This window comes from Clostridium thermosuccinogenes, assembly GCF_002896855.1.
Lineage (GTDB): Bacteria > Bacillota > Clostridia > Acetivibrionales > DSM-5807 > Pseudoclostridium > Pseudoclostridium thermosuccinogenes.
This window is the reverse complement of the sequence record NZ_CP021850.1, coordinates 1,228,688-1,241,199: the sequence shown is the minus strand read 5'-3', so window position 1 is coordinate 1,241,199 and position 12,512 is coordinate 1,228,688. Positions and strand designations below refer to the sequence as shown.

General features: G+C 40.2%; 10 protein-coding genes and 1 other annotated feature. Of the genes, 1 reads left to right on the top strand and 9 read right to left on the bottom strand.

All coding sequences use genetic code 11. The annotated features are described in order from the left end of the window. Window positions 1-62 precede the first annotated feature (62 nt). Window positions 63-1,343 (bottom strand): histidine--tRNA ligase, encoded by a 1,281-nt coding sequence (hisS, locus tag CDO33_RS05390; RefSeq protein ID WP_422678798.1) that lies wholly within the window; start codon window positions 1,341-1,343, stop codon window positions 63-65. A 353-nt stretch (window positions 1,344-1,696) separates the two neighbouring features. Then, window positions 1,697-1,943: a binding site (T-box leader), on the bottom strand. A gap of 518 nt (window positions 1,944-2,461) precedes the next feature. Between hisS and CDO33_RS05385 the strand changes: the two genes are divergently transcribed. Further along, the gene (locus CDO33_RS05385) at window positions 2,462-2,887 is read left to right on the top strand and encodes a DUF2871 domain-containing protein (protein WP_103081136.1); all 426 of its coding nucleotides are present in this window, start codon (window positions 2,462-2,464) and stop codon (window positions 2,885-2,887) included. 217 nt (window positions 2,888-3,104) lie between these two features. Here CDO33_RS05385 and CDO33_RS05380 read toward each other — a convergent pair whose 3' ends face one another. The 8 genes from CDO33_RS05380 to CDO33_RS05345 all read right to left on the bottom strand — a co-directional run bounded on the left by CDO33_RS05380 (window position 3,105) and on the right by CDO33_RS05345 (window position 12,512). Continuing rightward, a complete protein-coding gene (locus CDO33_RS05380; RefSeq protein ID WP_103081137.1) occupies window positions 3,105-3,314 on the bottom strand; it encodes a hypothetical protein in 210 nt (69 codons plus the stop codon). Window positions 3,315-3,631: 317 nt separating this feature from the next. Further along, on the bottom strand, window positions 3,632-4,177 hold the full coding sequence (locus tag CDO33_RS05375) for a PadR family transcriptional regulator (protein WP_103081138.1): 546 nt from the start codon (window positions 4,175-4,177) through the stop codon (window positions 3,632-3,634). Between the two features lie 2 nt (window positions 4,178-4,179). After that, window positions 4,180-5,370: a macrolide family glycosyltransferase gene (locus CDO33_RS05370; protein ID WP_103081139.1), complete on the bottom strand. Its 1,191-nt coding sequence runs from the start codon at window positions 5,368-5,370 to the stop codon at window positions 4,180-4,182. A gap of 739 nt (window positions 5,371-6,109) precedes the next feature. Continuing rightward, window positions 6,110-7,078 carry a peptide-methionine (R)-S-oxide reductase MsrB gene (gene msrB, locus CDO33_RS05365; protein WP_103081140.1) on the bottom strand — a complete coding sequence of 323 codons (969 nt, stop codon included), beginning with the start codon at window positions 7,076-7,078 and terminating at the stop codon, window positions 6,110-6,112. Window positions 7,079-7,856: 778 nt separating this feature from the next. Further along, a complete protein-coding gene (locus CDO33_RS05360) occupies window positions 7,857-8,468 on the bottom strand; it encodes an MBL fold metallo-hydrolase (RefSeq protein ID WP_103081141.1) in 612 nt (203 codons plus the stop codon). Between the two features lie 804 nt (window positions 8,469-9,272). Next, window positions 9,273-9,722, bottom strand: a complete 450-nt coding sequence (dtd, locus tag CDO33_RS05355) for a D-aminoacyl-tRNA deacylase (protein WP_103081142.1) — start codon at window positions 9,720-9,722, stop codon at window positions 9,273-9,275. Between the two features lie 51 nt (window positions 9,723-9,773). Then, complete coding sequence (locus CDO33_RS05350) at window positions 9,774-11,960, bottom strand: RelA/SpoT family protein (protein ID WP_103102776.1); 2,187 nt, start codon at window positions 11,958-11,960, stop codon at window positions 9,774-9,776. Window positions 11,961-11,996: 36 nt separating this feature from the next. Beyond that, window positions 11,997-12,512 carry an adenine phosphoribosyltransferase gene (locus tag CDO33_RS05345; protein ID WP_103081144.1) on the bottom strand — a complete coding sequence of 172 codons (516 nt, stop codon included), beginning with the start codon at window positions 12,510-12,512 and terminating at the stop codon, window positions 11,997-11,999.

The following is a 12,512-nucleotide window of genomic DNA, read 5'->3' as shown; positions in this document are numbered from 1 at the left end:
TATTTTCATAAACTCATAGTTCCCTGAAGAATTGTGCTGTATCAACAAACCATCCTGCAGAATTACAGCGACTCCTTTATCCTGGCGATAACTTCGTCCAGGCTGAGAGCCACTTCTTCACCGCTGCTCATGTTTTTCAGCTTGTACTTTCCGCTGCTTACTTCATCCTCTCCTACCACTACAACATAAGGTATGCCTAATTTATCCGCATAGGAGAATTTCTTGCCCATTTTTCCTTCATTAAAGTAGACCTCTGTTGCTATGCCGGCTCCACGCATTTTTGTTGCGATGTCCAGGGCATGGTTCATAGTATCCTGCATGGGTATGACAAGGAGATCCGTAGGAGTGGCCTTTTTGGAAGCACCCAGCAGTCCTGCCTCCCTCAACTGGTAGAATAGCCTTGTCAGACCAATGGATATACCTACCCCCGGCAGCTTTTTGTCGGTGTAATTCTCAGCCAGGTTGTCATAACGTCCTCCGGAGCATACGCTTCCTATGCCGGGATACTGGTTTAATATGGTCTCATATATCGTCCCGGTATAGTAGTCCAGACCTCTTGCTATTGTAAGATCCAGGGCGAAATTGCTTTCAGGAATTCCAAAGGAGCTTATATATCCGCAGACCTTTTCCAGTTCATCCAAACCTTCAGCAAACATGCTGCTGTCGGTCTGCATCTCCTTAAGCCTGTTTAGCACTTCAGCGTAATTTCCTTTAATGCTGATGAACTCAAGGATTCTCTCGGCCTTATCCCCGTCAACGCCTGCAGCGGCCAATTCTTCCCTGACCTTGTCTACGCCTATTTTTTCCAGCTTATCAACTATTCTCAATACTTCTGCCTTATCTTCAATCCCAAGGCTTTCAAAGAAACCGTTCAGCACCTTCCTGTTGTTTATCCTTATGGTGAAATCATCGAAGCCCAGAGCTTTAAAGGTGGAATATATCACGCTCAGTATCTCCGCATCATTGATCACGCTGAGCTTCTCATTGCCCACAATATCTATGTCGCACTGGTAGAACTCCCTGAAACGGCCTTTTTGCGGCCTCTCTCCCCTGTACACCTTTCCTATGTGATATCTGCGGAAGGGGAATGTCAGGTCGTTATAATGCTGGGCGACGTACCTGGCCAGGGGCACAGTCAGGTCAAACCTCAGGGAAAGGTCATTGTCCCCTTTGTTGAAACGGTATATCTGCTTTTCTGTCTCTCCACCGCTTTTGGCAAGTAAAATCTCCGACTTTTCAATCACCGGTGTATCCAGTGGTATAAAGCCGAATTTTTCATATGTAGATTTTATCGTGTCCAGCATTTTATTGAAAAGCATCTGGTCTGGAGGCAAAAGCTCCATAAAGCCCGGCAGTATCGATGGTGTCGTAATATTTTTTTTCAATTCTCTTCCTCCTTTTTCCTTGCAAACCTGCTCACTCAACAGGTCTATTCTGCGTATTGCTGAATGTATAGATAGTTAATTATTTTAATTTTTTAAAATTCACCAGGATGCAACTCACAGGTAATTTTTCTCCATATAGGCGCTATCATCAGCATACATATCCGTCTCCAAGCACGGGGCACTGCCCCAAGACTTTTGATTCACATTGCCCGGCTTTCTCATCAAGCTAATTCATATTGTTCCCTGCCAAAAGCAATCCTTATGTAATGCCTTATTCTCCATATACTATAAAAGCCTCTCGCCTGACATTTGTCAGGGACGAGAGGCTGATATTCCCGTGGTGCCACCCTAATAGATACATCTTCAACCTTCATGAAAATAGATGTATCCACTTTATTACTTTTAACGCAAGTACAACGGTCCGGACTACCCGCCGCAGACGCTCACCCGGACAACTCCAGGGTGTCCTTTCGTCAACCTTATCCTGAAAGCAATTTCAGTCACGTTGCTTTCTCCCTTGAGGCAGTATTGACTACTTTTCCCCTTCATAGTTGTTAACACAATGCTTTTATAGTATATATTATATATATTTTAATCATGTGTGCAAATATTGTCAATATAAATTAACTGATTATGTTAGTGTCAATTTGTTGTAGGTTTAAGAATTGCAGACTTCTTTTATTTCATCTAACTTTCTTAGTTCACTTCCGCCATAAAAGTTTAATACTTCACTCATGCAGTTCTCATAAATTTGCTGTATAATGTTATTCACAAAAGGCCTTCCTCGGTAATTGGTTTGTATGGCGACTTACATTTTATCAAAAAAAGAGTGGTCTCTTGTACTTTTTATCCTATAACAATTTTACACCGAGATAATTATATTCTTATTTCATTATTAAGATTTTAGTCTATAACTCATGCTGCGTATTTGACTTTGGATATCTAGTTTTCAATATCGTGCAAAGTGCTTATTTTTATGTCTTGTTTTTACTGGTGCTAATGGTGGTATGTTTATTATGGGTCTTTCATAGCATGTTGGAAGTTCAAATAAATTAAAATGAACGGGGGAGCATTAAATGAAGAGAATTGCAAAATTAAGCTTTTTTTATAGTATGTTGGGATTGTTTCTTGGAGCTTTTTATAGGGAATTTACAAAAATAAATGGCTTTACGGGAAAAACTGTCTTAAGCGGTCTACATCCTCATGTATTAGTTTTAGGGGCATTTTTCTTTTTAATTGTATTATTACTGGAAAAATCCTTTGAATTAACTAAGAATAAGATTTTCAATAAATTCTTTATAACTTACAATATCGGACTTTTATTAACAGTTATAATGATGGCTATGCGTGGATGTATAGAGGTATTAAACCTTGAAATATCAACTATGATAGATTCTTCAATTTCAGGTATGGCAGGTTTAGGTCATATTATTATAACAATAGCTTATATCTTATTCTTCCTGATATTGATTAACAGAATCAATGATGCTGATAATAAATAAAACAGACTATAAATATGATTATACCCCTTTTATTGGACATCCAGTGAAAGGGATTTATAAGTTCTTCTTTATCTGAAAGAAATCCACATATCAATTCTCGGTTCGGAAGAGTATCAATCATAGCGCTATATATTTTTAGGCTATGTCACAACAAATAGTTGATAAATAAGATTTTTTGTAGGAGAGCCTTATAAACTCTCCTACAAACTGGTATTTTTTACTTATCCTTATTCTCTTCTTCATCAGAGTCATTTTTCTTTGATTTGATCAAATATAAAGAACCAAGGCAAAACCACGTTGAACCGATGCAAAGATAAGTAATTCCCATGGTTCGCATATTTTCGTTCATGATATTCAGAACTGCAATAACATAAAAAACAACTGCAACACAATAGAGAATAATCGAAATAATCCTATGATTTTTCATCTTGTCCTCCTAAACAACTTAGTGTTTTATGCGACCAGTTCGAGTATATGGAATTGAAGCCTGCATGCTATTTTTATAGTATCTGTTCGAAGAAGCTTGTCAATGGGGTTTTCTATTTTTTTGAAAAACCGCCGTTTGTGGGAGCATATCGACCAATATTACATACAATTACATGTCTTTTAGCTTAGAGGTGGAGAACTTCTTACAAGCTATTGCTAAAAAACATAATAACATTGCTTACTCCAGCAATTGTATCAATATGGTTCGAAAAGGTATAAAGAATATCAACTGAGTCTGCTTGCTTTGTATTTATGAGCTCAGGAGCGCTGTAATTCTTCTATTGTTTCATCACACCAACGGATAACAGCTTCATTGGATATGATACCCCTTCTAAGAACCGCTTTGACAAAACAGACTCGCTCCTTCGATATGTCCTGGTTACCCTGTTCTAGATCCTTTAGCATTCCAAGATACTTATCTAAATTCTTTTCATGGAGTTTTTTATAATTCTCCAGCATATGGATAACTTTCTCCCTCGGCTGGCTGCTTGAAAACAATAATTTTAGCAAAAATTCAGAACGCATCGGCTGCGGAGTAGTCTCTTCTAAAAGCCATGCCTCAAGCTCCTGCTTTCCCTTTTCAGTTATTCCATACTTTATTTTCTTTTCGTTTTTTTCTCTGGAAACGACTTCAATCATCCCATCCTCCAGCATCATTTTCAATGTTGGATAAATATGTCCGAAATTTTCATTCCAAAACCCAGAGAGTACCTTGTCACTGTACTTTTTTATGTCATAGCCGCTGCTTGGTGACAGATTCAGAATACCCAAAATAGCATATATGGATTTATTCTTCAATGCCATTCCTATTTCCTCTCTTTCCAAGTATCAACAAATTTTTCGAGTTTCCATACTGTCTGTTCAGACTCAGTTAAATTCCTCATTTCCCGAGAAATTTTCATGCAGTTTTCCTTGATTTTTTTATCCATTATTAGCGCTTCTGTCTTGGATCTCAATGTTTCTGGTGACAATTCCTTTATGCTTTCTGACATTCCCAGTTCCATAGAAACAAGACGCTTGGCCACCATATGCTGGTCGTTGACCTGAGGTAATGCAAGCATGGGAACTCCAAAGTATAGAGCTTCGTTCACGCTGTTAAAACCTGCATGAGTAATAAATACATCAGCCCGCTTTAAAATCTCCAGCTGCGGAAGAAAATTCTTTACCAGGAAATTCTGTGGAATTTCCCCTAATTGTGAGACTTCACATTTCTTTCCGATGGACATGCATACATAATAATCCGTATTACGAAATGCCGAGATACATGTTTTATAGAAATCCAAAAAAGCTGTATTCAAACTTCCAAGCGATATGTATATAAGCTTTCTTTCTCCTACCACGGAAAGATCCAAATCGTCTGCTTCCTGTATCCGTTCGATGGACGGACCGGCAAATAAATAGTCCGGCTCATATACCCCATCATCTCCGTTAAAATCTTGAGTGGTGTATACGATATTCAAATCTCCTTTACTTGTAAAAACCTGTTCTAATGAAGGTTCCTCAATATTATAGCTTTCACAAATTCGTTTTAATATCTGATAGCAATGATCCAATTGAGGATGGAATCCTGGCACAAGCATCCGTTCCGGCACTGGTGTTTTACTCATCGCAAATGAGGAGTGGGAACACACAACCGGAACTTTAACAATCTGTTTTAAAAAACATGCTCCTCCGAAATAAGAATCACAAATAATCATATCATACTGATCTTCTTTAATAATTTCTAATATCTCTGGCAGCACTGCTTCATCATATAAAAGCATGTATTCCATCAGCATAAAAAAAGGATGTCTGTCTGTTGGTCGGTATTCTTTCAAAAAAAGATCCAACTTGTTACTAAATCCAATCCATTTTGCCCCCATCTTTGTTACCTGTTCCGAAAATGATTCAGAACAAAAATAGCTGACCTGGTTTCCTTTCTCTGTAAGTTTCTTAACCAATCCAAGCGTAGGGTTAATATGCCCATTCAAATTTGCATTTACAAACAAAATGTTCATTTTTCTTCTCCTTATATCACTCTGATATAGTTATATTATATCACTCTGATATACTTGTCAAATATTTTTAACATTTGCTAAATCAAAATGATCAATTCCAAAGGTGACAAGAAGTTAATCATAGATACAAAGTACTACGAGCATACAATACAGGTGATTTCCGATTCGATAACATTACCTTTATATCCGGCGATATTTATCAAATATATACCTTTGTCAAGACAGCGACAAAAGTTCAACCGGAAAAGTAGCTGGTGTTCTGTTGCATTCCAAGACAGATATGAAGATAACTCCTAATAATGACTTCATTATATGCAGAGAAACCCGCTTCATGCTCAACAGGCTGAAGCCTATAAATAATGGAGCGGGATTCAGAGAATCCCACACCAAGTATGAACTGCACCCAAAATGTTATTTAGTCTAACATTTTAGGTGCAGTTCAGTTCTTAATCAGCTGGCCATAATGTTCGAGGGACGGCTTGAAACGTACCTGTAGTAAATGCCGTCCCCCATCATCCAGAGGAGCTCGCCCTCATTGCCGGGCAGGCTAGACCCCACAAATAAGGGGGATCCATGCCTTAATGAAATTACTGCCAGAGAATTTTGATTTCATGCGTAAAAAACAAGCTTGCTGGTGTTAGTTTAACTATAAGTTAAGTTAAAGTCTCCTTGCTCAAGAAGGAGCATCCAGATTCAAACCAGCAAAATTATTTACACTCTTAATACAAGACATATTTTTCTAGTTTTCGAAAATAGAGAGCAGATATCCATATCCTCTTTCCTCCATTTGGCTTTTAGGTATGAATTCCAAGGCTGCGCTGTTGATGCAATATCTTAAACCCCCCTTTTCTGCAGGACCATCGTTAAAAACATGCCCCAGATGGGCATCACCCGTTTTGCTTCTCACCTCAGTCCTGCTCATACCATAGGAATAATCCGGTATTTCCTTGATTAAATCATCATTTATTGGTTTTGAAAAACTTGGCCATCCGCATCCGGAATCAAATTTGTCCCGGGAACTGAAAAGCGGTTCTCCGGTTGTGATGTCTACATATATGCCTTCTTCAAAATTATCGTAATACTCATTTTCAAAAGGCGGCTCAGTAGCAGCGTTCTGTGTTACATTATATTGAAGCTCACTGAGCTTGTTTTTTAGAGCATCTTTGGAAAGAGGTTCATACTTCACCGGTATCTCCCTTGCCTGTCTGGCTTTCTCGAATTTATCACGGCTAATATGGCAATAACCACTTGGATTTTTATCCAGATATTTCTGATGATATTCCTCAGCAGGATAATAGTTTTCCAGAGGCTGCACCTGTATGGCTATTTTCTTTTTATACTTTTTCTGCAACTCATCAATTGACTTTTGAATGATTTCCCTATCTTCTTCATCTACATAATAGATTCCGGTACGGTATTGAGTCCCCCAGTCTCCTCCCTGATGATTTATTGATGTTGGATCAATGGAATCATAGAAAAGCTGCAATAAAAATTCAAGGCTGATTTTCTCAGGGTCATACAGCACCTTTACTGTTTCTGCATGTCCGGTGTTTTTATGGCAAACATCCTCGTAAGTAGGATTTTCTGTATTGCCATTGGCATAGCCAACTTCAGTTTCCAGGACTCCGTATATCTGAGAAAGATACTTTTCGGTTCCCCAAAAACACCCTCCTGCAAGATATATCACCTTTACTTTTTTATTATCCAAATCTTTCACCCTCCCATGCCCACATAGGTATCCAAAGTAATCACACGACAGCAAACAGTAAGATTTTGATCTTACTATGTATAAAATTTATTTTATACTGTCCATATCCTTAATATACCCTGCATAAATCAGTGAAAATCTCTTCCCAGCAATTATTTTTCTTTTTTACTGAGTTATAGCCTCTTTACTGCGTAATATATAGCAATGAAGCATTCAGCGATGAAAATGGATTAAGAGTATATATGCACCTCCAAAGCACCTCTCAATTATACAGTGCTTTGGAGAATCAATAGAAAAAAGTTATCTGATGCTCAGCATCTTCATTATAATTAATGTCGTCATTATTGACACGCTTCGGTTCTAAATCCTCAACATCTCAAAAGCAAAAGCTTCGAAATATTTTCAAACATGCAGTTTGTGATAATTTCGTAAATGCTCAAAAAAATGCCCTTTTCGACTAAGTTAACAGATTATACAGTCGAAAAAGGTATATTAGAACGATGAAATCGCTTATTTATTTCATCCGATAAAAATGGCATTTTGTTGAGAATACCAGTTGAATGAATGTAATACCCATTTATCTAGTTATCTTTTTTATTGAAATCCAAATCCCATACTTATAATCATCAGACTGTGTATTACCAGGTCCATATACCTGAATATCATAATCCATGGATTTCTCACAACCACTTGATGGCAACCATTCTGAAAATATATCTGCTATGGGGACAGTTCTGGATTTTTGGCCACAGAGCAACAGATGGCTTTATGGACGTAATTAAATAAACGGGTTGCTCCGCTTCTCGTCTCCTATGGTGGTAGGTTCTCCATGCCCCGGGTAGACAACTGTCTCATCCGGCAGGGTTAAAAGCTTGTTTTTTATGGAATGGATAAGCTGATCCATATTCCCTCTGCCAAGGTCGGTCCTTCCCACCGACATTTTGAAAAGTGTATCCCCGGTAAAAACCATATTTCCTGTCTTTATACATATACCTCCCGGAGTATGTCCCGGGGTGTGGATTATTTCCAACACCATGTCTCCGGCCTTTATGATATCCCCATCCCTGACCTGCATGTCAGCAGCCTTGAAAGTTCTTCCCTGACCCGTATAGTGGGACACGTTAAGCCGAGGATCGTTGAGCGCAGGAATATCTGCCTCATGCACCACCACTTTGGCACCTGTCTTTTCCCGCACCTCATCTACTGAGCATATATGGTCAATATGGGCATGGGTTAGGATAATATATTTGATCTTAAGACCTTCTCTTTCTGCAGCATCCAGTATCTCACTGGTTTCTACTCCCGGATCGATAATTGCGCCCTCTCCCTTGTCGCCGATTATATAGCAATTTGATCCAAACATTCCAGTGGGCAAGCATTTAAAAATCATAACTTCTTAAACTCCTCCTTCCATTGTGGGGACAGTTCTGCCATTTCTCCAACTTTTCCGTCCGTGGGGACAGTCCTGTATTTTATATTATGGAGATAGTACTATAATAAATCCAATTTTTTCAGCCGCAAGGACAGTTCTGAAGTTTTCGGTTTTCCTATTGGCATAGGAAAGCTCTTAACATGGGGGACAGTTCTGGACTTTATGATGTTCCTGCCACCCATGGCCTAAGCCCTTTGACTTGGGGACAGTTCTGGAATTCTCAACTTTCCTACTGGCATAGGAACAGTTATTAACATGGGGACATTACTGGACTTTCTGATATTCCTGCTACCCATGGCCAAAGCCCTTTCCACAGAATATAGAATAAATAATGGCTTTTCATTTTCCTTTTTCATGGTAAATTCTTTATTCTGAGATAAGATGAGAGATCATGGTCCATAATCAAATGAAACCACCATAATGGCCTTGGGCAGCTCAGCTTCTGCCAGCATTAGCGATAGGCTTCTTGTCACTTTATCAAGCAATTTTCCATAAGAGAAAATCTTCTATTCATATAAATAATTGAAAAACTGTGCCTTAAAAGGTTTTTAACATAATGTTGGAACTGTACCCATTTCACATTTCGAACAAATATTGAGAACTGTCCCTATTTCATGTAATCATTGAAAGCTGTCCCTTAAAAGGCTTGAGACATAATGTTGAGGACCGTACCCACTTCATTGGTACATTTCAATCAAAGTTGAGAACTGTCCCCATTTCATTGGCACAAAGTTGAGGACTGTCCCCGATATCAGTCCCCGTTTAAAAATTCCTGCTGCTATCCAAAAGCAGGGTAACAGGGCCATCATTGAATATCTCGACCATCATCTCCGCTTGAAATTTACCCGATTCCACCTTCAGGCCGTAAAGTTTGCAGCGTTCCACAAATTTATCGTACAGCTCTTTTGCTCTTTCCGGTCTTGCCGCCTTGTCATAGCTCGGCCTTTTTCCTTTTCTGCAGTCGCCATATAAAGTGAATTGGGATACGATAAGCAGCTCCCCTTTAATGTCCATCAGGGAAATGTTCATTTTGCCGTTTTCATCTTCAAAAATCCTTAAGTTTACAATTTTATCAGCTAAATATTCTACATCTTGTTCAGTATCATCCAGTCCGACTCCCAGCAGAACAACAATACCTTTGCCAATCCGGCCTATTTCCTGTCCTTCCACTGATACGCCGGCTTTTGAAACCCTCTGTACTACAGCACGCATCTGTCTGTTCTCCTCATCGTTCGTCGTATATTGCCTGTTACAGTCTTTTGCTTATTGCTTGTTTCTGGTCACTTCAAATACGCTCTTGACCTTTTTCAGCTTTTTAATTATATTATCCAGCTGTTCGGTATTTGTTATCTCCAGGGTAAGGTTCATTACGGCTACCTGGTCTCTGGTAGTCCTGGCGTTGATAGCCTTAAGGGGTATTTTCGCTTCTCCGATAACATTCGTTATCTCCATCAAAAGCTCCGTCCTGTCGTTGGCCATGACAGTAATATCAGCTTTATACGAAACATTGGACGATGTATACCAGCTTACTTCGATAAGCCGGTCATCGTTTTCCATGATGTTCACCATGTTGGAGCAATCCCTTCTGTGAACCGAAACTCCCCTTCCCCGGGTAATATAGCCTATTATATCGTCGCCTGGAACTGGGTTGCAGCATCTTGACAGCCTCACCAGGCAGTTTTCTATTCCTTTTACAATAATGCCGTTTTCGGGCACAGCCTTTTTCTTTTGCTCAGGGCGCACCTGAACAGCGCTATCCAGACCTAATGCCTCAATTTCTTCAGGCTTTAGTGTCTTTTTATATTCCTCTTTCAGCCGTGTAATTATCTTGGCTGCGGTAACAGCACCGTATCCAATCCCGGCCAGAAGATCATCCAGAGTGTTGAAATTGTATTTTTTAAGAAGAATATCCACCCACTCAGCTTTAAACAGCTGGCTGAAAGTGAGGCCCTGCTTTTTGAGCTCCTTTTCCACCAGCTCCTTGCCCCTTAGCAGGTTTTCTTCCCTTTTCTCCTTTTTGAACCACTGGTTTATCTTGTTTCTAGCCTGGGAACTTTTGGCAATCTTAAGCCAATCACGGCTTGGTCCGTGTATACTGGAGGATGTGAGGATCTCTATGATATCGCCATTTTTCAGCTTATAACTCAGCGGCTCAAGCTTTCCATTAACTTTTGCTCCCATCATTTTGTTGCCGATGGCACTGTGTATCGAATATGCAAAATCTATGGGCGTAGAATCTACCGGAAGGCTTATAACATCGCCTTTGGGTGTGAAAACAAACACCTCGTCGGCAAACAGGTCGATTTTCAGATTGTCGATAAACTCTTTGGCGTCCCTCATGTCCTTTTGCAATTCCATGAGTTGTTTGAGCCATGTCAACTTCTTATCCAGCTCCGTACTGTTGGTCCCGCCACCATCCTTATATTTCCAGTGGGCTGCTATACCTACCTCAGCTACCCTGTGCATTTCCCATGTCCTTATCTGAATCTCAAAAGGTATTCCCTCCGGACCCAGCAGCGTGTTGTGCAGGGACTGGTACATGTTAGGCTTGGGCATGGCTATATAATCCTTGAATCTTCCTGGTATGGGCTTGTACAGTTCGTGCACCAAACCCAGTACCGCATAGCAGTCCTGTACCGAGTTGACAATAACCCTCACGGCAAAAAGGTCATATATTTCTTCCAAAGTCTTATGCTTTGTTTTCATCTTTTTGTAAATGCTGTAGAAATGCTTCGGCCTGCCGTCCACCTGGGCGCCTTCTATGCCGAGTTCCTTGATTTTAACGCTAAGGGTCTCGGTTATCTGGGTGATATAAGCTTCCCGTTCTTTCCTCTTTTTGGCAATCTTGTCCACCAGATCATAATAGCCCTGGGGGTCCAAATATCTTAAGCTTATATCCTCCAGCTCCCACTTAATCTTGGATATACCAAGCCTGTGAGCTAAAGGCGCATATATTTCAATGGTTTCCTTAGCAATCTCCGTCTGCTTTTCCGGTGCTTTGTACTTCAAAGTTCTCATGTTGTGGAGCCTGTCCGCCAATTTGATAAGGATGACCCTTATATCCTTCGACATGGCAAGGAACATCTTCCTTAGGTTTTCAGCCTGCTGCTCCTCCTTGGTTGTATAAGGAATTTTGCCCAGCTTTGTAACGCCTTCCACCAGCATGACAACTTCATCCCCGAAGTTTTCTCTAAGCTGCTCCGATGTATACGCAGTATCCTCAATGATATCGTGAAGTATGGCGGCAACAATTGATGTGCAGTCCAGTTCCAGCTCGGCAAGAATGCCGGCTACCTCCAAGGGATGAACGATATATGGCTCGCCGGATTCCCTGTGCTGACCCTCATGGGCAGCCTTGGAAAAGTTGTAGGCTTTTTCTATTATGCTGAGATCGCAATTTAATTTGTTTTCTTTAATCTTTTCAATCAACCGGCTGTACCCGTCACTCATTACATCCCTCCTTTGGAACCAAACATTTTTGCATTCTTAGAACTTCACCACTGATTCTACGTTATAGCCTTTAAGCTTTTCTCTTCCCTTCAGGAATTCCAACTCAATAAAAAATACAAGGCCTGCCACCTGGCCGCCTAATTTCTCAACCAGTTTTATATTTGATTCTATAGTGCCTCCGGTGGCCAGAAGATCATCAACGATTACAACCTTCTGCCCAGGTTTTATTGCATCCTCATGTATCTCCAATATATCGGTGCCATACTCCAACTGGTACTCAACGCTGATGGTCTTGTAAGGCAGCTTACCTTTCTTCCGGATAGGCACAAAACCTTTTCCCAGGGCATAAGCCAGAGGCGTTCCGAATACAAATCCTCTGGATTCCGGGCCTACTACCATGTCAAAGTCTCCGAAGCCCAAAGCCCTCTTTTTCATTTCATCCAAAGCCTGCCTGAATGCCTCTGCGTCCTGAAGAACCGTAGTGATATCAATAAAATCGACGCCTTCCTTAGGAAAATCCATTACATGCCTTAACTTTGCTTTTAGATCCAT